18 protein-coding genes and 2 pseudogenes are annotated in these 25790 nt (G+C 44.8%); 9 read left to right on the plus strand and 11 right to left on the minus strand.

The window, feature by feature from the left end:
* Positions 1-11 precede the first annotated feature (11 nt).
* The 4 genes and pseudogenes from hslV to priA form a co-directional block, all read right to left on the minus strand.
* Positions 12-542, minus strand: a complete 531-nt coding sequence (hslV, locus tag GKR74_RS08685; protein ID WP_006660514.1) for an ATP-dependent protease subunit HslV — start codon at positions 540-542, stop codon at positions 12-14.
* A 122-nt stretch (positions 543-664) separates the two neighbouring features.
* Positions 665-1549: pseudogene (ftsN, locus tag GKR74_RS08690) on the minus strand (cell division protein FtsN).
* 72 nt (positions 1550-1621) lie between these two features.
* On the minus strand, positions 1622-2650 hold the full coding sequence (gene cytR, locus GKR74_RS08695) for a DNA-binding transcriptional regulator CytR (protein ID WP_181477714.1): 1029 nt from the start codon (positions 2648-2650) through the stop codon (positions 1622-1624).
* A gap of 289 nt (positions 2651-2939) precedes the next feature.
* Positions 2940-5138, minus strand: coding sequence for a primosomal protein N' (priA, locus tag GKR74_RS08700; RefSeq protein ID WP_154603276.1), 2199 nt, complete (start codon positions 5136-5138; stop codon positions 2940-2942).
* A gap of 225 nt (positions 5139-5363) precedes the next feature.
* Between priA and rpmE the strand changes: the two genes are divergently transcribed.
* Positions 5364-5579 (plus strand): 50S ribosomal protein L31, encoded by a 216-nt coding sequence (rpmE, locus tag GKR74_RS08705; RefSeq protein ID WP_036950864.1) that lies wholly within the window; start codon positions 5364-5366, stop codon positions 5577-5579.
* Positions 5580-5676: 97 nt separating this feature from the next.
* Here the strand turns inward: rpmE and GKR74_RS08710 are convergent, their stop codons facing one another.
* Positions 5677-6411, minus strand: coding sequence for an outer membrane protein (locus tag GKR74_RS08710; RefSeq protein WP_154603277.1), 735 nt, complete (start codon positions 6409-6411; stop codon positions 5677-5679).
* 257 nt (positions 6412-6668) lie between these two features.
* Complete coding sequence (locus GKR74_RS08715) at positions 6669-7394, minus strand: outer membrane protein (protein WP_154603278.1); 726 nt, start codon at positions 7392-7394, stop codon at positions 6669-6671.
* Between the two features lie 38 nt (positions 7395-7432).
* On the opposite strand from GKR74_RS08715, the gene GKR74_RS08720 reads away from it, so the two are divergent.
* Positions 7433-7696 (plus strand): hypothetical protein, encoded by a 264-nt coding sequence (locus GKR74_RS08720; protein WP_154603279.1) that lies wholly within the window; start codon positions 7433-7435, stop codon positions 7694-7696.
* An 88-nt stretch (positions 7697-7784) separates the two neighbouring features.
* Here GKR74_RS08720 and metJ read toward each other — a convergent pair whose 3' ends face one another.
* Positions 7785-8102, minus strand: coding sequence for a met regulon transcriptional regulator MetJ (gene metJ / locus GKR74_RS08725; RefSeq protein ID WP_036950870.1), 318 nt, complete (start codon positions 8100-8102; stop codon positions 7785-7787).
* A gap of 325 nt (positions 8103-8427) precedes the next feature.
* On the opposite strand from metJ, the gene metB reads away from it, so the two are divergent.
* The 3 genes from metB (at position 8428) to ppc (ending at position 15044) form a co-directional block, all read left to right on the plus strand.
* Positions 8428-9582, plus strand: coding sequence for a cystathionine gamma-synthase (metB, locus tag GKR74_RS08730; protein ID WP_154603280.1), 1155 nt, complete (start codon positions 8428-8430; stop codon positions 9580-9582).
* 17 nt (positions 9583-9599) lie between these two features.
* Positions 9600-12041, plus strand: coding sequence for a bifunctional aspartate kinase/homoserine dehydrogenase II (locus GKR74_RS08735; protein ID WP_154603281.1), 2442 nt, complete (start codon positions 9600-9602; stop codon positions 12039-12041).
* A gap of 363 nt (positions 12042-12404) precedes the next feature.
* Positions 12405-15044: a phosphoenolpyruvate carboxylase gene (gene ppc / locus GKR74_RS08745; RefSeq protein WP_154603282.1), complete on the plus strand. Its 2640-nt coding sequence runs from the start codon at positions 12405-12407 to the stop codon at positions 15042-15044.
* 62 nt (positions 15045-15106) lie between these two features.
* Here the strand turns inward: ppc and gadC are convergent, their stop codons facing one another.
* From gadC to argE, 4 genes are all read right to left on the minus strand, one after another.
* The gene (gene gadC / locus GKR74_RS08750) at positions 15107-16645 is read right to left on the minus strand and encodes a glutamate:gamma-aminobutyrate antiporter (protein ID WP_154603283.1); all 1539 of its coding nucleotides are present in this window, start codon (positions 16643-16645) and stop codon (positions 15107-15109) included.
* A gap of 77 nt (positions 16646-16722) precedes the next feature.
* Complete coding sequence (locus GKR74_RS08755) at positions 16723-18123, minus strand: glutamate decarboxylase (RefSeq protein WP_154603284.1); 1401 nt, start codon at positions 18121-18123, stop codon at positions 16723-16725.
* A 670-nt stretch (positions 18124-18793) separates the two neighbouring features.
* Positions 18794-19681, minus strand: a complete 888-nt coding sequence (gene metF / locus GKR74_RS08760) for a methylenetetrahydrofolate reductase (RefSeq protein ID WP_036950884.1) — start codon at positions 19679-19681, stop codon at positions 18794-18796.
* 261 nt (positions 19682-19942) lie between these two features.
* The gene (gene argE, locus GKR74_RS08765; protein ID WP_181477707.1) at positions 19943-21097 is read right to left on the minus strand and encodes an acetylornithine deacetylase; all 1155 of its coding nucleotides are present in this window, start codon (positions 21095-21097) and stop codon (positions 19943-19945) included.
* A 102-nt stretch (positions 21098-21199) separates the two neighbouring features.
* Here argE and argC point away from each other — a divergent pair, with 102 nt between their 5' ends.
* The 4 genes and pseudogenes from argC to argH all read left to right on the plus strand — a co-directional run bounded on the left by argC (position 21200) and on the right by argH (position 25773).
* A complete protein-coding gene (gene argC, locus GKR74_RS08770; protein WP_154603286.1) occupies positions 21200-22204 on the plus strand; it encodes an N-acetyl-gamma-glutamyl-phosphate reductase in 1005 nt (334 codons plus the stop codon).
* Between the two features lie 34 nt (positions 22205-22238).
* A pseudogene (argB, locus tag GKR74_RS08775) lies at positions 22239-23006 on the plus strand (acetylglutamate kinase); the annotation flags it as partial.
* 92 nt (positions 23007-23098) lie between these two features.
* Entirely contained in the window at positions 23099-24319 is a 1221-nt protein-coding gene (locus GKR74_RS08780) for an argininosuccinate synthase (RefSeq protein WP_036950892.1), read from the plus strand.
* Positions 24320-24396: 77 nt separating this feature from the next.
* The gene (argH, locus tag GKR74_RS08785; RefSeq protein ID WP_154603288.1) at positions 24397-25773 is read left to right on the plus strand and encodes an argininosuccinate lyase; all 1377 of its coding nucleotides are present in this window, start codon (positions 24397-24399) and stop codon (positions 25771-25773) included.
* The last annotated feature ends 17 nt before the right edge of the window (positions 25774-25790 follow it).

Raw genomic sequence — 25790 nt, forward strand, 5'->3', positions numbered from 1 at the left:
GCTAGCAATCCTTATGATTTTGAAGAAATTTCTTCAAAGTTGACATTATGGTTGGTGTAAATACAGATATCTCCCGCTATCGCGAGGGCTTTTTCCGCGATTTCGCGAGCGCTTAAGTCTGTATTTTCGAGAAGGGCGCGTGCTGCGGATTGTGCATATGGGCCACCGGAGCCAATCGCAATCAGGTCGTTTTCAGGCTGAACGACGTCACCATTACCCGTAATAATTAATGAAGTGTGTTCATCAGCGACGGCAAGCAGCGCTTCTAATTTGCGCAGCATGCGGTCGGTACGCCAATCTTTGGCTAATTCCACCGCCGCTTTAGTGAGGTGTCCTTGATGGAGTTCAAGCTTGCGCTCGAACAGTTCAAAGAGAGTGAATGCGTCTGCGGTGCCACCGGCAAATCCTGCAATGACTTTGTCGTTATATAAACGGCGTACTTTGCGGACATTGCCTTTCATGACGGTATTACCCATCGTCGCCTGTCCATCACCACCGATTACAACTTGGCCATTACGGCGAACACTTACGATTGTTGTCATGAGTTAGCCCCTGGTTGTATTACAAAAAGAATGCAGTTGATTTCATTTTTTGATAGATAAATTTCAAGTGATAGTGGTCTATTCACTATCACTTGAAAGAGATTGAACTCAAAAATAACTGCTTACGAGTACGTTAAAACAGTAGATGGGGGGGACGGGGGGATTTTTCAACCCCCAGAAGCACGAAGAATACAACCGCTCACGCCAACGCCTGCTGCACGGTCACGCATGTTTTCAGCGGTAGACTTAGAATATGGGCCTAATACGATGCGATGCCAGCCACCACCTGCGGTGACGCGACTTTCAATACCCGCAAATGCGAGAGTGGCACGTACTGATTCAGCCTGTTCTGCCGTTTTAAATGAACCGCATTGCACGAGCATATTCTGCATTTTATTCACCGGAGCTGTCTCTGGTTTAGGCTCAGATTTCACTTCCGGTTTTGCGACAGGCTGAGCTTGCTGAACTGGCGCAACTGGGCGTGTTTCCTGTTTTGGCTCAATAATCGACGGTTTGCGTTGGGTCGGAGTTTCAACTGGCTTAGCAGGTTCGTTGATCACCACTTGTGAGCGCGGTACCGGCTTACCATTAAATGGCACTTCTTGCAGGTTGGTCACAGGCTGGCGACGATCAGAATCCATTTGCTCTAACAACTGGCGCTGTTCGGTGGTGAGATCAGACTGACGAATATTGCCGCTACCTGTGGTCGGTTGCGATGGCGAAGTGTAATCTTGCCAAGGCTCTTCCAGCTCCCTTTTATAGCGCCAAGGTTCTTCGGGTTTAGGTGGCAGGGTGCTACCCGGTTTTGCAGCTTGAGTGGGGAGTGCAGTTTGAGGCGCTTCTTTTTTATTATGAGTAATAAAAAATAGGCCACCCACGAATAACACCACAATAGCGACCGCCACAATTAATGTGGTTAGTGGTAGCCCTTGGGCTTTCTTCGATTTGCCTTTGCCTTTTTTACGAGCGGACGACCGTCCTCGAGCTACATAATCTTTTTGTGCCACGCTATTAATTCACTAGTTGTCAGTTGTTAATCGTTATTTAGGTCATATGTTACTTAACCTTAACGATTTTGCCTAGCATTTAGGCGCTTTTGTACTCTCTCTCACGATTAAATCAGAATCTAGGAGACGAGAACCTGCGGTGACACTATTTCCGTGTAGCTGTTCTAGTAATAATAGCATCGCGTGGCGACCAATTTCCCTGCGAGGGTGATTGATGGTCGTCAGTGCGGGTAATGTATATTTGGCTTGCTCGAGGTTATCAAAACCGACAAAAGAGATATCGTCGGGAATTTTTAGCCCCATTTTCTTCGCTTGCCACATTGCACCGAATGCCATGATATCAGTATGGCAGAAAACGGCAGTTGGTGGCTCTGGTAAAGAAAGTAATGTTTTTAATGCTTCGGCGCCACTTTCATGAGAGAAATCCCCACGCACAATATAGCTCTCTCTCAGCCCTTCGCCAGTACGTAACATCGCTTTTTTATACCCTTCTAAACGGTATTGGCTATGTGGCATTTCTTCAGGACCTGCGATACAAGCAATACGTTTATGACCTTGTTTTAGCAGGTAGTGGGTAGCATTGAATGCCGCGGTGAGGTTATCAATATGCACCGTTGGAAGTTTTAATTCCGGCGCGAATTCGTTGGCCATCACAATTGGCGGTAGGTTTTTTTGTTCTTCGGTTGAGACATCAAACGGTAAGTTAGAGCCCAACAGAACCATGCCATCAATCTGTTTGGTAATTATTAGGTTAATAAAGGCATTTTCTTGTTTCTGCTGATGTTTACAGTCACCAATGAGCACAAAGTAACCTTCGTGGGCTGCCACTTCTTCAATGCCGCAGATCACATCGCTGAAGAAGGGATCGCTAATGTCTGGGACGATCGCGAGAATAGTTTTGGATTCATTGCGTTTATAGCTGCGGGCGAGGTTATGAGGATAATAGCCAACGTCTAAGACGGCTTGCTCAACTTTTTGACGTGTTTGTAGGGAGACTTTTTCAGGGTTCATCAATGTCCGAGAAACGGTGGCTGTTGATACGCCTGCTGCGTTCGCGACATCTTTCATGGTCGCCGTATTATTGTGCTTTTTACTTTCCACAACGCCTTCCTTTGTCTATTTAATCGATTGCTTTTTTTTGAATGGCGCAAACACGTCATTTTGCTAATTAAAAGACATTCTAAAGAGTTTCACAATAATATCTGTTACCTAGTTTGCATAAAAAGTGTGACTTGCATCATTTTTTAGAGCTGCCTCGCAAATTTTGAAAATAGTTATAGTGATAACCACTTAATCCAAATTCTTAATCCATGCGTTTATGGAAAAAATGATGGTTTAGTTATTGGAGTCAGTGAGTTACAGTACCCGTTTTTAGGGTAAGTTAGTGCTGTTAACCGTCCGTAGGATCCACATCAATATTCCATTTTACCTTACGGCTTTCCGGTTGTTTTAGTAACTCAGGTAATAATTGCGCAGTAAACTGCTGGAGATAGGCGCGTGATGGATGTTGCAATAAAAGTTGCCAGCGAAAACGTCCGCCTCGTTTAGCTTGAATGGACGGTGCAGGGCCTAAAATCCATAAGCGCGAGTCACTTTGTGGGTGCTGGCTAATATATTGGCGAACATTCTGTAAAAACTGCCTTGAATCCTGATTATTATGATCTTCAGATCGAATAAGAATGTGGCTAGTAAACGGTGGAAGCATTGCCACTCGGCGCTCTTCAAGGGCTTCTGCAGAAAAGGCGTTATAGCCACTTTCTAGTAAGGTCAGCAAAAGAGGGTGTTCAGGGTGGTGAGTTTGTAAGAACACTTCACCTTGCTTGCCTGCTCGTCCCGCTCGTCCAGAGACCTGTACATATAATTGTGCAAAACGTTCGGCAGCTCTAAAGTCACTTGAAAATAAGGCGCCGTCTACATCCAGCAATGCCACGAGAGTCACATCAGGAAAGTGGTGTCCTTTCGCCAGCATTTGTGTACCGATCAAAATTCGTGCGCCGCCTTCATGCACAGCGTTCAAATGTTGCTCCAGTTCGCCTTTACGGCTGGTGGTATCTCGGTCGATACGAGTCACGGGTACATCTGGAAATAGCTCGGAAATCCCTTCTTCCAGTTGCTCGGTTCCCATCCCAACAGGGACTAAATGCGTTGATCCACATTGTGGGCATTGGCGTGGGACAGGGCGCTGGCTATCACAGTGATGGCAACGTAGCTGATGAAAATTTTGGTGCAGCGTATAGTAATGGTCGCAACGCTGGCATTCCGCTATCCAGCCACATTCATGGCAGATAAGCGCAGGCGAATAACCTCGGCGATTTAAAAATAAAATCACCTGATTATTTTGTGCGAGATGATTTTTAATATGTTGGATCAGTAAATGGGACAGCCCAAATTTAAGTGGCTGTCCTTTTAAATCAATCAAATGCTGCTCAGCGGGACGGGCGTTTCCTGCACGGATAGTGAGATTTAATTGGCGATATTTATTTTGTTGAACATTGCTCAGTGTTTCGAGTGATGGCGTCGCAGTTCCCATGATAATTGGGATATTTTCTTTTTTTGCACGGAAAACCGCCAAATCACGGGCATGATAGCGCCAGCCATCTTGCTGTTTATACGAACTGTCATGCTCTTCATCGATAATAATGATGCCAAGGCGGGCAAATGGCGTGAACAAGGCAGAGCGCGTCCCGATGATAATGCCGTTAGAACCCTGCTTGGCGCGCAGCCAAACCGCTAAGCGCTCACTGTCATTGAGCGCAGAGTGCAAAACATCGACAGGTACATTAAAGCGTTCACGGAAGCGATTAATGGTTTGAGGTGTTAAGCCAATTTCGGGGACTAATACCAGCGCCTGCTTACCTTGAGCCAGAATATTTTCTAACACGCTCAGGTAGACTTCGGTTTTTCCCGATCCGGTGATCCCCGCCAGTAACCACGGCGAAAAATTATCATCTTCTGCGCGAATTGCGCCTACAGCGGTGGCTTGTTCGCTATTGAGTCGTAAACGTTCCCCACTCACGGCAAACTGTGATTGCCATTTTTCTGCAACTGGTTGAACTGGGTACAACTCGGCATACTGTTTTTTCTTCAATGCTTGCAGAGCACTTTCACTGATTTCAAGCTCACCAACTTGATGGCGATAAACCGGACGGCGGCGTAATAGCGCTAGCGCTTGCTGCTGTTTTGGGGATCGTTTTAGCTCATTCAGATCCGCCGCCTGACCTTCTTCAGTCACTTGCCATTGCCAGATCGGGGTAAACTCAGCGGGTTTTCCTTGGCGCAGTAAGGTTGGCATCGCGTGAAATAGCACTTCGCCAATTGGGTAATGGTAATATTGAGATGACCACAGCAGCAGTTGCCAGAGATCATCGGGGAACAGAGTTTGTGAATCTAATACTAGCTCCACGGTTTTGAGTTGGTCTTCGGGAAACTCGCTTTTATCGCTCAGATTGACAACCACACCAAGGGCTTGGCGTTTGCCAAAAGGCACCATGACTCGCCCACCGATGACGGGGACTGGCATATTTGCACCCAAGAGATAATCAAATGTGCGATTTAAAGGAACAGGTAACGCCACCTGAACGACGATCATAGCTGGATTTCCGTCTGTTTTTTGTACAAAAAGATGAGGGTATTCTGTTAGAGTACCACAAAAATCATGCTATTTTCATTGCGTGATAAACAGATTTTCTGTATGATCCGCCGCCTTTGGTATCAATTAATTTTGTTTTGCCAATAAACTAAATTTAATCAACACGACGTGTGGTGTCCGGCGTTAGGGCTGGAATGGCGACACGGCCTTATTAGAGGTTCTCCCATGAAAAAAGGTATTCACCCTAAATACGAAGAAGTTACTGCAACTTGTTCTTGCGGCAACGTAATGAAAATCAACTCAACAGCTGGTCACTCTCTGAACCTGGACGTTTGTGGTAACTGCCACCCGTTCTATACTGGTAAACAACGTGATGTTGCTACCGGTGGTCGTGTTGATCGCTTCAACCAGCGTTTCAGCATCCCAGGTGCTAAAAAGTAATAAAACCTGTCACGTTGAAGTTGATTTAACGTATTCAGTAAGAAAACCTGTTCAATTGAACAGGTTTTTTATTGCCTAAAATCCGCCAATTGAGTGATTAAAAACGGTAGGCGACGCCAAACATAAAGTCATGGCTGGCGAGGTTTATGGTTGAGGTGTCAGTACCATCTTTGTTGAAAGCATTCTGCATGGAAATTTTGTATTTCCCCGCCTCAGTAAACCGATAACCTAAGTCAAATGAGAGATTATCACTGAAGGCATATCGGCTACCCAATCCTATGCTCCATGCTAGCTTATTGATTCTATCTGACTTTGATTGATTGGAACGTTGTTTAAGGCCAAAAATTTCGAATTCTGATCGTTGTGTAATTTCATATCGCGTACTTGCTAAACCTAGCCCAAAGGAGATATATGGCGTGAAGGCAGTTTGGTTTTTCATATCATAGTAGCTATTCAGCATGACAGTTGTCAGTGTGGCTTCGTTTTTCATATCAGCTGAACTATTTGGAACTGTGGAAAGTGCATTAAGGCTATGGGTGTTGCTCACTTTTCCTCGCATACCCACTTCTAACTCTGTACGGATAGGCACAGAGAATTGATTATAAAAATCGTAGCCAATACCGATAAAATTACCAAAAGCGGGATGGCTTTTATCATTAAACTTCAGCATCTTATAATCGGACTTTTTTTCATCGCTGTATTCGAATTTAGAATCATATATATTCAAGACAGATACACCAATTTTACTTGATATATACACACCGTTATTACTGGATGCTATTGCTAAATTAGCAAACAACAAGCAACTCAAGGCTAAAAGTAAATTTTTCATTATTAAGCACCAGTTAATTATTTCAGACAGAAACCTAACTGGAGTATAAGTGATGCGGGAAGGGCTATAGTCAGTGTAAGAAACTTTGAGGTATTGAGCTAAAAAGTGAGAATAAAACGAATATTTTTTGGTTTTTAATGCTGAAAACGCAACATATTAAAGATTAAATGTTTACCTTAATATGAATATCTAGATTTAATATTTGGCTTTGGAGTGAGCGCCTCAATAATACTTATTAAGGTGCTCACTGAAAATCCTTAGAAACGGTAAGTTACACCAAACATAATGTCATGGCTTCTGACTTTCACTTTTGAGGTGTTTTCTTGGCTATCTGCGTAGTAACTCGCTTCAGATTTTCCTGCATCTAAGAAGCGGTATCCCATATCTAATGAAACGTGATTATTCACTCTGTACTGTGAACCTAAACCGACGCTCCACGCAAAGTTAGTGGTGGTTTTGGATTTAGTGTATTTCTCGTGGGTGAACTGGTTTAAACCGACATCATGATCATTATAGTCATAACGCATTTTGTGGTTAATGCTTGCCATACCTAACCCAACACTGACATATGGCGTAAATTTGGTGTCATTCTTGAAATCATAATAGGTATTGATCATCACGGTATTTAAGGTGATATCAGTTTTAACATCATCGGAGCTGCTGAAACCCTTTTGGTCATTGAAAGAGTTGAGATTATGGCTAGTGGATGCTTTTTCTCGCATACCAAATTCAAGTTCAGTACGCAGAGGTAACGTGGTGGTTTTCGAAAAGTCGTAACCGACGGCAATGTTGCCACCGAAAACAGAATCATTGGTATTTCCGAGATTGGTTTTTTCAAATTCGTTATCACTGGTTTCCCATTTTTGATTGGAAACTTGGACAATTGAAGCCCCGATTTTACCTGAGACATACAGGCTTTCTGCCCCTGCAAAGGCAGCACTAGACACCAAACTGAGTAGAGATACGGCAATAATTTTTTTCATTATAAATTCCATTTAGCTATGTATTCGGATCACGCAATATGAGTATAGATAACTATTTAATTTATCTATGCAGGATCCCTATAAAACTTGATATACAGCAGGCTTTATTGTTTTTTAATATAATTAAGCATTTAGCTGTAAAAATAGTCTTTAGAGGAAAGAAAAATCGCGCTTTATCTGACGGATTAAGTGCCCAAAAGATTAATCCATGGCAAAAGGCGTATATTGGTTATCGGCAACAAATGAAATTGCTTAACAGCATGAAGATAATGAAAATAAATGATGGGGGGATCAGCGGGTAAGAGTGCTATTTAGGTGAAATAGGTGACTAAGATAAGTCACACTCGACCTACATCAGTAAGCCGAGTGTTAAAGAAAGACGCAGAAGGATTAATATTCCCAAGTTTCTGGGTCAATACCCAGCTCGCGCATGATTTCTTTTGCTGCTTCAGGGATCTCATCATTACGTTCTTTACGCAAATCATCATCATCCGGCAGCGGTTGACCAGTAAACGCATGCAAAAAGGCTTCGCACAGTAATTCACTGTTAGTCGCGTGGCGCAAGTTATTGATCTGACGACGAGTGCGTTCATCAGTTAAAATTTTCAGTACTTTTAAAGGAATCGATACTGTAATTTTTTTGACTTGCTCGCTTTTTTTGCCATGTTCAGCATACGGACTGACATATTCACCGTTCCATTCAGCCATGAGATACCTTGGATATATTCATTGATAGTAAAATAATATACGAGTGTCAGTTTCCTGATCCTGAAGATGAATTTTTTTCAAGATACACTCAGCATACGGGTTAAGAATAAAGGGCTTAAGTTATTATTTAATGCATATTAAAATCAATAAATTAAGTCTTTTTATATGCCGGTAATGTGGTCTAACTATCCATTGGCACATAATTATTATGGCTGATTATTCCATTAGTTGTTATAAACGTAAAGAGGTTTAGACGTCTGGACATGTTGACGGCTAAATTTGCTTTGAGTATGATTTGAGCTATCCCATACTTGGAGAGACACTCATGACATACAAAGCATCCACTATCGCGATACATAATGGACTCAATGAAGACTCGCAATTTGGTTGCGTTGTTCCTCCCATCTATTTATCTAGCACCTATAATTTTACGGATTTCAATGAGCCGAGAACCCATGACTACTCCCGTCGTGGCAATCCTGGGCGAGATATTGTGCAGCGAACACTGGCACAGCTAGAAGGCGGAAGTGGTGCCGTAATGACTAACAGCGGGATGTCGGCTCTCCATCTATTATGCACGGTATTATTACAGCCGGGTGATTTACTCGTTGCCCCTCACGATTGTTATGGCGGCAGCTACCGCTTATTTAACAGCTTGAGCCAAAAAGGGGCTTATCAGGTTGAATTTGTTGACCAAGGCGACGAATCTGCGTTGCAAGCGGCATTAGCGAGAAAACCCAAACTGGTACTCATCGAAACCCCAAGCAACCCGTTACTGAGAATTTACGATATCCAACATATTTCGACGCTTGCGCACCAAGCAGGGGCTTTGGTGGTGGTAGATAACACATTTTTAAGCCCTGCATTACAGCAACCATTAGCGTTAGGTGCTGATTTTGTTGTACATTCTTGTACAAAATATCTCAATGGTCATTCAGATATTATTGCGGGTGCTGTGATTGCAAAAGAAGAGAAATGGGCTCTAGAATTAGCGTGGTGGGCGAATAATATCGGTGTCACTGGCGGTGCATTTGATAGCTACCTGTTACTCAGAGGTATGAGAACACTGTTGCCTCGTATAAAACAGCAGCAGCATAATGCAGGTGAAATCGTAAAATATCTTAAAACTCAGCCGCTGGTGAAGAAAATATATTATCCTGCCTTGAGTGATCATCCGGGACATCACATTGCCGCCGCGCAACAATCTGGCTTTGGTGCAATGTTAAGTTTTGAATTTGCAGGCGATGAAGCGCAACTTCGTCAGTTTTTACAGGCGCTGAGCTTGTTTACATTAGCGGAATCTCTCGGTGGTGTAGAAACCTTGATTTCCCATACGGCGACCATGACCCACGCAGGCATGTCCCCTGAAGCGCGAGCCGCAGCAGGTATTACTGATAGTTTACTGCGCATTTCAGTTGGTCTTGAAGATAGTCAGGATCTTATCGCAGATTTAAGCCACGCATTTAAGGTTGCGTCATAACGTTAGCGGAGTTTTTGATGAGTGCAATAACAGCATTTGAGGTGATCCCTTGTCACCGACAGTTACATAAGTTTGGGGGAAGTAGTTTAGCTGATGTGAAATGTTATCAGCGTGTCGCCACCATTATGGCGAACTACAGCCAACCCGGCGATTTAATGGTTGTTTCTGCGGCAGGGAGTACCACAAACCAGCTGATAAGTTGGCTTAAACTGAGCCAGAGTGATCGTATTTCTGCCCATCAAGTACAGCAAGCGCTACGCCGCTACCAGCAAGATTTGATTAGCGGCCTACTTCCTGAAGAGAAGGCCGATGAGCTCAATCAGCTATTTGTTGCGGATTTAGAACGCCTCAGCGGGCTACTGGATAAACCTATCAATGATGCCACTTACGCAGAAGTCGTGGGGCACGGTGAAATCTGGTCAGCACGTTTAATGTCCGCCGTGCTTGAACAGTTTGATATGGCAAGCGCTTGGTTAGATGCACGTGCATTTTTGCGCGCAGAAAGAGCCGCGCAACCACAGGTGGATGAGGTTCAATCCCGCCATCTCTTACAGCAATTATTGGTGCAACATCCCCAGCGCCGCCTTGTGGTCACAGGGTTTATTTCCCGCAACCAAAAAGGTGAAACCGTCTTATTGGGGCGTAACGGCAGCGACTATTCGGCTACCCAAGTTGGGGCATTAGCAGATGTCGGCAAAGTCACCATTTGGAGTGACGTGGCAGGGGTATACAGCGCGGATCCTCGCAAAGTAAAAGATGCGTGCTTGCTACCATTGTTGCGGTTAGATGAAGCCAGTGAATTGGCACGCCTTGCCGCACCTGTCTTACATACGCGTACTTTGCAGCCGGTTTCTGTCAGCAACATTGATTTGCAGCTGCGCTGTAGCTACCAACCGGAACAAGGCTCCACCAAAATTGAGCGTGTATTAGCGTCGGGTACAGGGGCAAAAATTGTCACCAGCCATAACGATGTGTGCTTAATTGAGCTGCGAATTGCCGCAGGGCGCGATTTTAACCAAATTTGCAAGGATGTGGATTTATTATTAAAACGCGTACAACTTCGCCCTCTGGCGCGAGGTGTTCACCATGATCGTGCTATCTTGCAACTGTGCTACACCTCGGAAGTGGTCGAAAGTGCATTGAATGTGTTGGAAGAAGCGGCATTGCCGGGGTCTCTTTCATTACGTGAAGGTTTTTCACTGGTGGCTCTGGTTGGTGCTGGCGTGTGTAAAAAACCGCTGCACAGCCACCGCTTTTATGAAGAACTCAAAGGGCAGCCGGTTGAGTTTATCTGGCACTCAGAAGATGGCATTAGCTTAGTCGCGGTACTGCGTACTAATCAAACTGAGCATATTATTCAAGGCATGCACCAAAGCTTATTCCGCGCCGAAAAGCGCATTGGCTTAGTGTTGTTTGGTAAAGGTAATATTGGTGCTCGTTGGTTAGAACTATTTTCGGTCGAGCAGCAAAATATTTCTGCTCGCAGTGACTTTGATTTTGTCTTGGCGGGCGTGGTAGATAGCCGCCGCAGTTTATTGAATTACCAAGGTATTGACCCAAGCCGCGCATTAGCCTTCTTTGATGACGAAGCAGTTGAGCACCAAGACGATAATCTGTTTTTATGGATGCGAGCGCACCCTTATGATGACCTGATTGTGTTGGATGTCACCGCCAGCGGCGAGCTCGCCAATAGTTATGTGGATTTTGCGAGCTACGGTTTCCACGTTATCAGTGCAAACAAACTCGCAGGGGCTGCGCCGACTCAGCAATACCGTGATATTCGTGATGCGTTTGCGAAGACGGGGCGCCATTGGCTCTACAACGCGACTGTTGGAGCTGGGTTACCGATCAACTACGCCGTGCGCGATCTCAAAGAAAGCGGTGACGCGATTCTGGCGATCAGCGGGATCTTCTCCGGCACATTATCGTGGTTATTCTTGCAATTTGATGGCTCTGTACCTTTCAGTGAGCTTGTCGAGCAAGCTTGGCAGCAAGGATTAACAGAACCGGATCCTCGCATCGATTTATCTGGGCAAGATGTGATGCGCAAGCTCATTATTCTAGCGCGAGAAGCGGGCTATGATATCGAACCGGATGACGTGCGCGTGGAATCATTAGTGCCAGCGCAAGCGGAAACGGGCTCACTGGATGAGTTCTTTGAAAATAGCGCCGTGATTAACGAGCAGATGCAGCAGCGCTTAGAAGCCGCGAAGGAGCTAGGATTAGTGCTACGTTATGTAGCGCGGTTTGATGCGGTGAAAGGTAAAGCAAAAGTGGGTGTCGAGGCGGTTAAACCTGAGCATCCGTTAGCCTCTTTATTACCGGGGGATAACGTTTTTGCCATTGAAAGCCGTTGGTATCGTGATAACCCATTGGTGATCCGCGGACCGGGAGCAGGTCGCGATGTGACCGCTGGCGCTATCCAATCTGACTTGAATCGACTTTCTCAGCTTTTATAAAATCAGCAACGCACGGGGTAGATAAACTCGTGCGTTCTCTTCATTTCTCAAATTTTCCCATTCCTATTTTATTCTTAAATAAGATTCATGACTTAAAAGTGCTGAATCGACGATAGATTGCGCTGACGCAATACTTAAATAAGAAAAATTAATAAAAATAGTGCTGTAATTAAATTTCAGAAAAATCACCCAAAGCGCTTTTTTTCTGATATGAATATAGGGTACAGGGTGAAATTCGCGGTCTGCATCACAAAACATAATTCTAGCCGACTGAAATTTTATTACAGGAAATCCAGCGCAGTTTGTTAACCGTTCACGAGAAGCGGGGTGGCATCCTGCCAACAGCACAAGATCAGGAGTCCCATGAATCAGCAATATTCCGCAATGCGCAGTAATGTCAGTATGTTGGGTAAGCTACTCGGTGATACCATCAAAGACGCTCTTGGTGAAGATATCCTCGATAAAGTCGAATCTATTCGCAAGTTATCCAAATCCTCCCGCGCAGGTAATGAAGTTCAGCGCCAAAAATTATTAATGACCTTGCAAACACTCACCAACGATGAGCTATTACCCGTTGCGAGGGCATTCAACCAATTCTTAAACTTAACCAACGTGGCAGAGCAGTACCACAGTATTTCTCCTCACGGCGAAGCGGCGAGTAACCCTGTTGCTTTACAGAAATTATTTGGGCGTTTAAAAGAGCACGATTTTAGCCACGATGATATTCAAAAAGCCGTTGAAGAGCTCTCTATTGAGCTGGTGCTGACCGCCCATCCAACCGAAATCGCCCGTCGCACCTTAATTCACAAATTGGTTGAGGTGAACACCTGTTTATCCCAGCTCGATCATGATGATTTAGCGGATTACGAACGCAACAATATTATGCGTCGTTTACGCCAACTGGTGGCGCAATCTTGGCACACCGATGAAATTCGTAAAATTCGCCCTACGCCAATCGATGAAGCGAAATGGGGCTTTGCGGTTGTTGAAAACTCGTTGTGGGAAGGGGTTCCGGCATTTTTACGGGAATTCAATGAACAGCTTGAAGAGTCCATTGGGGCTGAATTACCTGTCGAAGCCAACCCAATCCGCTTTACGTCATGGATGGGGGGAGACCGTGATGGCAACCCGAATGTGACCGCGGAAGTGACTCGCCATGTTCTGCTATTAAGCCGTTGGAAAGCTGCCGATTTATTCTTGAAAGATATTCAGGTCTTGGTGTCGGAGCTTTCTATGACGGAAGCGACGCCAGAACTACGTGCACTGGCGGGCGGCGATGATGTGGATGAGCCTTATCGCCAAATCGCCAAAAATCTGCGTAGCCAACTGTTCTCTACATTGGAATATTTAGAGCGCCGAGTGAAAGGCGAGCAAGTTCTGCCACCAGCGGATTTACTGACGGATAACGCGCAACTGTGGGATCCGCTGTATACCTGCTACCAATCGCTAGTTGCCTGCAATATGAGCATTATTGCTAATGGCTCACTGTTAGATACGCTGCGTCGTATTCGCAGCTTTGGTCTGCAATTGGTGCGTATCGATGTGCGCCAAGAAAGCACTCGCCATACAGATGCGCTGTCTGAGCTGACAGAATATTTGGGGCTAGGTAACTATGGCAATTGGTCAGAACAAGAGAAGCAAGATTTCTTACTGACTGAGTTGCAATCTCGTCGTCCGCTGATCCCACAAGACTGGCAACCGACAGCTGAAACGCAAGAAGTGTTCGAAACTTGCCGCGTTATCGCTAAAGCGAAGAATGACTCTATCGCCGCTTACGTGATTTCGATGGCGAAAGTGCCATCCGACGTTTTAGCCGTCAAACTCCTGCTAAAAGAAGCGGGCGCTTCGATTAAATTGCCGGTTGCGCCACTGTTCGAAACCCTTGAAGACTTAAATAACGCCGAAAGCGTGATGACTAAGTTGCTCAGCATTGAGTGGTATCGTGAGCTGATTGATGATCGCCAAATGGTGATGATTGGTTACTCGGACTCTGCAAAAGATGCGGGTGTGATGGCGGCATCATGGGCGCAGTATCGTGCACAAGATGCCCTGATTAAGTTGTGCGATAAAGAAGGCGTAAAACTGACACTGTTCCATGGGCGTGGCGGCACCATTGGCCGCGGTGGTGCTCCGGCACACTCTGCACTACTTTCCCAACCACCGGGAAGCTTAAAAGGCGGACTGCGTGTGACGGAACAAGGCGAGATGATCCGCTTTAAGTTTGGTCTCCCGCAAGTAACCATTAGCAGCTTGGCTATGTACGCGAGCGCTATCCTCGAAGCTAACTTACTGCCACCGCCAGAGCCAAAAGAAGAGTGGAAGGCGGTAATGAATTCATTGTCTGACGTATCTTGCGCGATGTATCGCGATTATGTGCGTGAACAGCCTGACTTTGTCCCGTATTTCCGTGCGGCAACTCCAGAGTTAGAGCTGGGTAAATTGCCATTAGGTTCTCGCCCTGCAAAACGTCGTCCTACTGGGGGCGTTGAAACCCTTCGCGCTATCCCTTGGATTTTTGCGTGGACACAAAACCGCTTGATGTTGCCCGCGTGGTTAGGGGCAGGTGCGGCGCTGAAACATGTTATCGAAAAAGAAGGCAAGCAAGCGGTGCTGGATGAAATGTGGCAAGAGTGGACATTCTTCAAAACCCGTATTGCGATGCTGGAAATGGTGTACGCGAAAGCCGATTTATGGCTGGCGGAATACTATGACCATTGCCTCGTTGAAAAACGTTTATGGCCTCTGGGACAAAAGCTGCGTGACCAGTTATCTGAAGATATTAAGAGTGTTTTAGCTGTTTCTAAAGATGAAGCGTTGATGGCGGATTTACCGTGGATTGCAGAATCTATCGCGCTACGTAACGTCTATACTGACCCACTGAACGTTCTTCAAGCCGAATTGCTCCAACGTTCTCGTCAACAAGAGCATCCAGACCCTCGTGTGGAGCAAGCGTTGATGGTGACCATTGCTGGTGTTGCGGCGGGTATGCGTAATACCGGATAACGATTAGTTTCTGTCAGTAAAAAGGCTGCCAATTGGCAGCCTTTTTCGTTTATGGTTGAACGTTATTTTTTGTTCTGATCATTATGGATCAGATGGTAAGGCGAACGCGCCCGTGGATGAATAAAGAAATGGTTGGTTGGGGCATTGTGAGTTTTGATATGCACCATGGAGACGTTGGTGGATTTTCCGGCTTTATTGTGGAATGCATAAATCACAAAAGGTAGCAGGAAGATAATCACAAAACTGACCGCTAGCAGCGTTACGTAAGTCGTATCATCTGCTCCGCCTGGTAATGAACTTGGCGGGAAGAATGACACCACAAATGCCAGAATTGAGATCACTAACCCAACAAACGCGATTAATAATTTAAAGCCTTTACCGCCCGGTACGTTGAATGCCCGTTTTTTATCTGATTGTTTGCAGACTAAATGCATATAACCGAGGAACAGCATAAAGTAGCTACACAGATAAATAACAACAGTTAATGCCAGCGCTATCAGGAAGGACATATTCCCGCCGCCGCCTGTGTTGGTGAGGACAATAATCGCCACCGTGGTGATCAGTAATTGGGAAATGACTAACGTGACTGGTACGCCGTTTTTATTCACTTTGGCAAAGCTTTTCGGCAGAATTCCTTTTTGTGCAGCGACATACATCCCACGGGAAGGTCCTACAATCCAAGAGGCAATTTCCGCTAACACGCCGAGTAACAGCAACGCAGCAATAATCCGTACTGCCCACTCTAAGGTGGAATTAAAGTGGCTAACGAGAACTTCAAAGGTTTGTACCACACCCGCAGACAGGTTGATTTCGCTGTTAGGGATCACGGCAGCAACCGATAAACCACCAATAGAGCTTAAGCAAATCGCCGCAATCATCAGTAAAAACATTGCCGCAGGATAATCTCGACCAGGGTTTTTCATTTCGTTGACGTGGGTTGCTGAGGCTTCAACACCCATGTAACTGAGAATAAAGGCAACAAAAACCACTAATGTGCCGATTTGAGTGAAGTCAGGAATAAAGGTTTTTGTGCTCATCTCGATAGCTAAAGGGGCACCACTTGCCAAGTAGCTAATCGCTAGCCCAACGAGAATTAAAGCCGGTAATAAAATCCCAGCAAAGAAACCGACTTTTGCGATACTTGCTGTATATTTGGTTCCCCCAAATTGGGTAAAGGCGAGAACCCATAAAATTACCAGAGCGCCGATGGTTTTGGTGACAGGATCGGTATTGAGTTCTGGCCAATTTAATATGTAGGATAGGGCGCCGAGTACAAAATACAGCATCGGAATAAAGCCTATCGCAATTTGCAGATAACCAAATGAAATCGCCGCAAATCCCCAACGCTCTCCCAATGTGTTGGAAACCCACGCGAAAATTCCCCCTTCTTCCCAGCCTTCAACGGTAGCCATTTCGGCAGCACATAAGGCTACGGGGATAAACCACAGCAATCCCCCTAAGAGTAAAAAGAAAACTAAACTGAAACCCGATGTGGCGAATGTCGGATATTCATAGACCGCCATCACCATAGACGCGGTGATTGCAAAAAAACCTAACAAGGTGAGTTGTTTTGCGGCTGGAGCTGTTGTTGACGTCGCCATGCCTATTCTCCTGTCATATGTTTTACGAAGTCAGTCGGCGCATAAATGAATACGCCGACTGGATAAACGACTAAGGATTAGCTGTGATTGAAACCGCCGCTTTCTTCTTCAGAAAGTGGTGTACTGACAGGGTGTTTCTCGAAATATTCGAGGGTGCGTTTGAAGTCTTCGATGAGTAATGAGGCGAGGTCGAGACTGACACCGTGACGGACTAAAATACGTTGGATCACCAGATCTTCACGGTTTGCAGGCATTGAGTAAGCGGGAACTTGCCAGCCGCGGCTACGTAGTTTGTCTGCAATATCATATAAAGAGTAGTTACTGGTTTTCGCACCGTCTTTTAATTTCCATGCCAGTGCTGGGATACCTTTGGCACTATCGCCATCAAAAATCATCTCAAATGGGCCCAGTTTTTCAATTTCACGGGCAAGGTATTGAGCGGTGGCATAGCAGGCATTATGAATTTTGGCGTAGCCTTCGCGACCAAGACGCAGGAAGTTGTAATACTGTGCAATGATTTGTCCACCCGGACGAGAGAAGTTTAATGCGAAGGTTGGCATGTTACCGCCAAGGTAGTTCACATTGAAAATGAGCTCTTCTGGGAGATCTTTTGCTTCACGCCAAATTACCCAACCAGCGCCTAATGGCGCTAAACCAAATTTGTGTCCAGATGCGTTGATGGATTTAACGCGAGGTAAACGGAAATCCCATTCCAGTGTAGGCGCACAGAAAGGCGCGAGGAAACCACCACTTGCACCATCCACGTGGATAGGAATGTCTAAGCCCGTTTCTTTTTGCAGTTTATCCAATGCATCATGAACAGCTTTCACTGGCTCATATTGGCAAGTGAACGTCACGCCTAGAGTTGGAACGACACCGATAGTGTTTTCATCAACGCGTTTGATAACTTCTTCTGGGCTCATGATCAGGCGGTCGCCTTCGAGCGGAATTTCACGCAGTTCGACATCAAAATAACGGGCAAATTTATGCCAACAAATCTGGACAGGACCACAGATTAAGTTAGGTTTATCGGTTGGTTTTCCTTTGGCTGCTTGTTTTTTACGCCATTGCCATTTTAACGCCAGCCCCCCTAACATTGCGGCTTCTGAAGAGCCAATCGTTGAGCAGCCTAATGTGTTGAGCGCGTCAGGAGAGTTCCATAAATCAGCGAGCATATGCACGCAGCGGTTTTCAATTTCGGCAGTTTGCGGATATTCGTCTTTATCAATCATGTTTTTGTCGATAGAGAGATCCATCAAACTACGAATTTCGTCATCTACCCATGTTTGGCAAAATGTCGCTAAGTTTTGTCGGGAATTACCATCTAGCATTAGCTCATCACGAACTGCACTAAATACATTTCTCGGGTCGCTTTCTTTGATTGGGAATTTCGTTTTTGGTAAGGATTGGGATAAATCAAATGAAGCATAAATATCATCTAATTCACTATATTTTGAAGATACTGATTTATTATTCATACAACGAATCTCCTCAATAATTGAGATGTTATTACTAGGAAGGATCAATAATCTTATATTTTCATATAAGCATAAAAATAAAACAGAATAAAGTTCTTTAAAAGAAAGTCTGATTTTAATAGTGGTTTTTTTGATTATTTGTTTTCATGGTAAATATGATTTAAATTCGAAGTTAATCAGGTATAACAATTTATCAACATTGTTAATCTGGGTTTTCACTACGTCATTCAATGTGAAAAAATGAGTTGCATCAATGGGATATGCGGTTTCCTTGATTTTGTAAACTATTGAAAAATAAAATTTTCATTATCAGGAAAATAATGGTGAAGAAGGATGAAATAGCGTTTTATGTGGTTTTTAATGATATTAAGCAGTACATCATTAAAAGACTATTTGTTTTGGATTGATCTAATTTCAGGTTTTTAATTAAATATTTAATGTATTTTAATTCTATTTGGACATATTCAATTAATTAATTATTTATGCCATAATTTTAATATCTAGTCTAATAATGACTGGTTTTAGCCTGTATTAACTATGGAAAATGGAATTATAGAGAATGGCGATAAATAGAATAGAGGAAAGGGGAATATGACTGGGTTAATTCACGATAAATGAATTAACCCGATAAGTAATATGGAATAAAGTGGCTGCTTCACCTAACACCCAATTATTTTGGTCTAACGCCTAATGTATGGCAAATGGCGTAAGTCAATTCAGAGCGGTTTAAGGTGTAAAAATGGAAATCTTTTACGCCTTCACGACTTAAAATTTTCACCATGTCCATGGCAATTGACGCACCAACAAGATTGCGGCTTTCAGGGTCATCATCTAAGCCTTCGTACATTCTATTCATCCAACTTGGGATACGCACATTGGTGATTTTGGCAAAACGTTCTAGCTGGCGGAAGTTAGAAACAGGCAAAATTCCCGGTACGATTTCCACATCAATACCCGTTGCTACGCAGCGGTCACGAAAACGTAGGTAGCTTTCAACATCAAAGAAAAATTGGGTAATGGCACGGTTGGCTCCGGCTTCAATCTTTTTCTTCAAATTGATTAAGTCAGCCTGAGCACTTTTGGCTTCAGGGTGTACTTCAGGGTAAGCGGCGACGGAAATGTCAAAGTCAGCTTCAGTTTTCAGTAATTCAACCAAGTGCTCTGCATACATATCGGGCTTACGGCTGTTATCAGGAAGGTCTCCCCGTAATGCCACAATATGGCGAATACCGTTGTTCCAATAATCTCGAGCGATAGTTTTTAGCTCATCAGGGCTGGCATCGATGCAGGTTAAGTGCGGTGCGGCTACTAATCCTGTTTTGTCTTTGATATCTTTAATGATGCTATGGGTTCTATCTCGCTCACCGGAGTTAGCGCCGTAGGTGACAGAGACAAAATTCGGTTTTAAGACCTTGAGCCTATCGATAGATTTCCACAATGTCTGTTCCATTTCTGCTGAGCGAGGTGGGAAAAATTCAAATGAGACATTAATCTGCCCATCTAATTCAGCTAAATTCTGGTTCAACGCCTCGCGCTGATTTGCGTGAAAGAAACTCATACCCTGTGACCTCGCCTCAAGAAACTCATTATTTAATGATTATTTTCGTTATTTGATTATATGCATTCTTTTGTACTTCTATACGTTTAGACGTCTAAATAGAGATTACGCGATATTGAGAGAGAGTCAACTCCTAAATCAAATTTGGAATTGATGTTTTTTCAGGCGCAATAAGAGAAAAATTCATGATGGGGAAATGCGGAGCCGAGTGACTCCGCATGCGGTACAACATTACTTAGTAAAACATTATTCAATAAAACACTATTCAGTAAAACAGAAGTGCTCGACCATTTGGCTGATGAGTTGGCGGGTTGGTTCAATAAAGCTCATATCGATGAACTCATCAGGCTGGTGGGCTTGTTCAATAGAGCCGGGGCCTAGCACCAGTGTCGGGCAAAGTTCTTGGATAAATGGCGCCTCCGTACAGTAGTTTACGGTTTCCGCTTTTTTACCTAATAACTGCTCAATGACTGCGACCATTTTATGATCTGTCGGGCATTCATAGCCGGGGATCGGTGGGTGCATCTCTTCAATGGCTAAGCGACCCGGCCATTTTGCACGAACGGGTTCGAGAGTTTCATTGAGTAGCTCGTCCAGATCTTGCAACGTTAAACCTGGCAGTGGGCGAATATCCATATGTAATTCACAGCAACCACAAATTCGGTTCGCTGCATCACCACCATGAATATGACCAAAGTTCATGGTTGGATACGGGATCACAAACGCAGGGTTGTTATAGCGCTCTTTCAATGTATTTCTCAAAGTCATTAAGTGAGAGATAGATTCATGCATTAATTCAATGGCATTAACGCCTCTATCTGGATCACTGGAATGCCCAGATTGACCTGTAATACGAATGGCATTGGAAAGGTGTCCTTTATGCGCGCGAATAGGCTGTAATGACGTCGGTTCACCAATGATGGCGAAATCAGGGCGTAATTCGGTACTGGCGGCAAAAAAGCGAGCACCAGCCATCGAGGTTTCTTCATCTGCCGTGGCAAGAATATGCAGAGGGCGCTTTAAGGTGCTGAGGTCAACATCACGCAGTGCATCAATAATAAAGGCAAAAAAGCCTTTCATATCTGCGGTGCCTAGCCCATACAGTTTGCCATTATGTTCGGTGAGCTTGAACGGATCTTTACTCCAGCGACCCTCATCAAATGGCACGGTATCCGTATGACCACATAGCATCAACCCTCCGTTACCCTCGCCAATCGAGGCTAACAGGTTATATTTATCTCGGGTATCAGGGACCGGTTGAATATTCACAGTAAAGCCTAAGGTTTCTAACCATCCACCTAATAGCTCCACCAGCGCTCGGTTACTCTGATCGAGTTGCGAATCGGTCGCACTAATCGACGGCGTGGCGATTAATTGACGATAAATCTCAATAAATGCAGGTAATTTAATATTCACTGTTGACAGCCTTTATCCATAATAGTATCAATATTCATGCACTTTATTTGAATAAAAATACACATTAAACTGTTTGGGTCACGAGTACAAGGTAGAAAACACATGTTGAACACACTCATTGTCGGGGCCAGTGGTTATACTGGAGCAGAATTAGCCGCTTACTTACAACGTCATCCTGATATTCATCTTTCTGGGCTGATGGTTTCTGCACAAAGTGCGGATGCGGGTAAATGCTTTTCTGATTTACATCCCCAGTATAAAGGCATTATCGACCTTCCGGTTCAGCCGCTTACCGATGTGGTTGAGGCGGCAAAAGGGGTTGATGTTGTTTTCCTCGCGACCGCCCATGAAGTCAGTCATGACATCGCCCCCCAGTTTCTTGAAGCGGGTTGCGTGGTGTTTGACCTTTCGGGTGCTTATCGTGTTCAAGATGCGGCTTTTTATCCGCAATACTACGGTTTCGAACATACAAATACCCAGTGGTTAATGCAAGCAGTTTACGGTTTAGCGGAATGGCAGGCAGATAAAATCCGTCAAGCTCAGCTGATTGCGGTGCCGGGGTGTTATCCAACGGTTTCTCAACTTTCATTAAAGCCGCTGATTGAAGCGGATTTGCTCGATGAAAACATGTGGCCAGTGATTAATGCGACCAGTGGAGTTTCAGGGGCAGGGCGCAAAGCTTCCATGACGAACAGCTTTTGCGAAGTGAGCTTACAGCCTTACGGTATTTTCACTCACCGTCATCAACCTGAAATCGCAACGCATCTAGGTAGAGACGTGATTTTCACGCCACATTTAGGCAATTTTGCACGGGGCATACTGGCGACCATCACTTGCAAAGTGAAAGCCGGCGTTACAGCGGAGCAAATTAGCCAAACATTTAAAGATGCGTATCACGATAAACCGTTAGTCCGTTTATATGATAAAGGCGTTCCTGCACTGAAATCGGTGGTTGGCACTCCATTTTGTGATATCGGCTTTGTATTGAAAGGTGAGCACCTGATTTTAGTAGGTACAGAAGATAACCTATTAAAAGGTGCCGCAGCGCAAGCGGTTCAGTGCATGAATATTCGGTTTGGTTTCAACGAAACGCAATCATTACTTTAATGCTCTTATGGCAATTTATTAAGGATAAATCCCCATGCAACCTTTAGTCATTAAATTGGGTGGTGTGTTACTCGATAGCGAAGAAGCCCTAGAAAGATTATTTACGGCGATCCAAACCTACCGTCAGGCTCATCAACGTGAGTTGGTGATTGTTCACGGTGGCGGGTGTTTAGTCGATGAATTAATGCAAAAACTGCAATTACCCGTCGTGAAAAAACAAGGATTGCGCGTCACGCCAGCAGATCAAATCGACATTATTACCGGCGCGCTAGCCGGAACGGCGAATAAAACCTTGTTGGCATGGGCGATTAAACATCAATTGCAAGCGGTGGGTTTATCACTTGGGGATGGACACAGCGCAGTGGTTACGCAAATTAATGATGAACTCGGTCATGTGGGTAGTGCGAAAGCGGGTGATGCGAAGTTACTGAAACTATTACTGTCTGCGGGATATTTGCCAATCATTAGCTCTATCGGGATCACTGAAGAGGGGCAACTGATGAATGTCAATGCAGACCAAGCGGCGACAGCGATTGCTCAAGCACTGAATGCAGATTTAGTCCTGCTTTCTGATGTGAGCGGTATTTTGGATGGTAAAGGCCAAAAGATTGATGAGATGACCACCGCTAAAGCGCAGAAACTGATTGATCAAGGCATCATCACGGATGGAATGATAGTCAAAGTGAATGCGGCGTTAGAAGCGGCTTCCACATTGCAACGCCCAGTGGATATTGCGAGCTGGCGTCATGCGGAACAGTTGCCATCACTATTTAATGGTACCGCGATTGGCACACGAATTCTTGTTTCTTGAGTGAATAACTGAGCAAGCAAACAGACAAATCAGACATTTAATTTTAAACACCTTTATTTTAAAAGAATTGGGACAGGTAATTTATGAAAAAGGGCATTAAGAAGATTGTATTAGCGTACTCCGGTGGATTAGACACGTCGGCTATCATTCCATGGTTAAAAGAAAACTACGATGACTGTGAAGTCGTGGCATTCGTTGCTGATGTGGGTCAAGACAGAGAAGACTTAGTCGGTGTTGAGAAAAAGGCCCTGCAATCAGGTGCTTCTGAATGCTACGTAGTTGACCTGCGTGAAGAATTTATCAAAGAATATATCTACCCAGTGCTGAAAACAGGTGCGCTGTATGAAGGTAGCTATTTACTGGGTACGTCTATGGCGCGTCCAATTATCGCTAAAGCGCAAGTTGAAATCGCACTGAAAGTTGGCGCAGATGCAGTCGCGCACGGCGCAACCGGTAAAGGTAATGACCAAGTGCGTTTCGAAAGCACTTACACCGCTTTAGCACCACAACTGAAAGTGGTTGCGCCATGGCGTGAGTGGGACTTACGTTCCCGTGAAGCCCTGCTGGATTACCTGAAAGAGCGTAATATTCCAACGACCGCGAGCTTAGAGAAAATCTACAGCCGTGATGAAAACGCATGGCACATTTCTACTGAAGGCGGCGTATTGGAAAGCACTTGGAATGCCGCTAACCAAGATTGCTGGGTGTGGACGGTTGATCCGAAAGATGCACCAGATGAAGCTGAGCTGGTGACGGTTGGCGTGAAACACGGCGAAGTGGTTTCTGTAAACGGGAAAGCACTGTCTCCATTAGGCTGTTTAGAAACATTAAATACGCTGGGTGCAAAACATGGCGTGGGTCGTATCGATATCGTGGAAAACCGTTTAGTGGGTATGAAATCCCGTGGCTGCTATGAAACCCCGGGGGGCACCATCATGATGGCTGCGCTGCGTGGTGTTGAGCAATTAGTATTAGACCGCGATAGCTACAAATGGCGTGAACAGCTAGGTCTGGAAATGTCTTATGTGGTGTATGACGGTCGCTGGTTTGCGCCACTTCGTCATTCTTTGCAAGCAGCAGCAGAATCTCTGGCTCAGGATGTGACCGGTGAAGTGGTTCTGAAATTGTATAAAGGGCAAGTGACGGCTATCCAGAAGAAAGCGGATAAGAGCCTGTACTCTGAAGAGTTTGCAACATTTGGTGAAGATGAAGTTTACGATCACAGCCATGCTGGTGGGTTTATCCGCCTCTACTCACTCTCTTCACGTATTCGTGCGCTGAAAGAACAGAACAAAGCAAAATAGTTTTATCAGTATGACCCCGACAGCCAAATAAAGCTGTCGGGCAGACACTTATTTTATCAATCAGGTAGGGACTCGTTATGGCACTTTGGGGTGGACGTTTTAGTCAGCAGGCAGATCAACGGTTTAAACAATTCAATGATTCACTGCGTTTTGATTATCGCTTAGCTGAGCAGGATATTATTGGCTCTGTGGCATGGTCAAAAGCATTGGTCACAGTTGGCGTGCTGTCTGATAGCGAGCAAAAATCTCTCGAGCAAGCACTTAATGTGCTATTGGCGGAAGTGCAAGCCGATCCTGAGATTATCTTGCAAAGCGACGCCGAAGATATCCATAGCTGGGTAGAAGGTAAACTGATTGATAAAGTCGGTGATTTAGGGAAAAAACTGCATACAGGTCGTAGTCGTAATGACCAAGTCGCAACGGACTTAAAATTGTGGTGTAAAGACCAAGTGGCGCTGTTATTAGAAGCCGTCACCGAATTACAAAAAGCGTTGGTCATCACCGCTGAAAATAACCAAGATGCAGTGATGCCGGGCTATACCCACTTACAACGTGCCCAGCCAGTGACATTTGCTCATTGGTGTTTAGCGTATAGCGAAATGTTGTCTCGTGATGAAAGCCGTTTGCAAGATACTTTAAAGCGTTTAGATGTCAGCCCATTAGGTTGTGGGGCGCTGGCGGGTACGGCCTATGATATTGATCGCGAGCAATTGGCTTCATGGTTAGGCTTTTCATCCGCAACGCGTAACAGTTTAGATACCGTTTCTGATAGAGACCATGTGTTAGAACTTTTATCTGACGCCAGCATCGGCATGGTGCATTTATCTCGCTTTGCTGAAGATCTGATTTTCTTCAACAGTGGCGAAGCAGGGTTTGTGGAGCTATCCGATAAAGTGACTTCCGGCTCGTCGCTGATGCCGCAAAAGAAAAATCCTGATGCCTTGGAGCTAATTCGTGGTAAATGTGGCCGTGTTCAAGGGGCATTGACTGGCATGATGATGACCCTGAAAGGGTTGCCGCTTGCTTACAACAAAGATATGCAAGAAGACAAAGAAGGGTTATTCGATGCCCTCGATACATGGTTAGATTGTATGCATATGGCGGTACTCGTTCTGGATGGTATCCAAATTCGTCGTCCTCGTTGTGAAGATGCAGCAAAACAAGGTTATGCAAATGCGACTGAGCTGGCGGATTATCTAGTGGCGAAAGGCGTTCCATTCCGTGAAGCTCACCATATTGTGGGTGAAGCGGTGGTGGCTGCGATAGCGCAGGGTAAAGCATTAGAAGAGATGGCATTAAGTGATTTGCAAAAATTCAGTGCAACTATCCAACTGGATGTGTATGAGATTTTATCTCTACAATCTTGTCTTGATAAGCGATTAGCAAAAGGTGGGGTATCTCAAAAGCAGGTAGCAAAAGCTATTGTGGATGCGAGAACTCGCTTGAAGATGTAAATAAAGAAAATGTAGCA

Source organism: Providencia sp. wls1914 (assembly GCF_009706645.1).
In the GTDB taxonomy this organism is placed as follows: Bacteria; Pseudomonadota; Gammaproteobacteria; order Enterobacterales; family Enterobacteriaceae; genus Providencia; species Providencia zhijiangensis.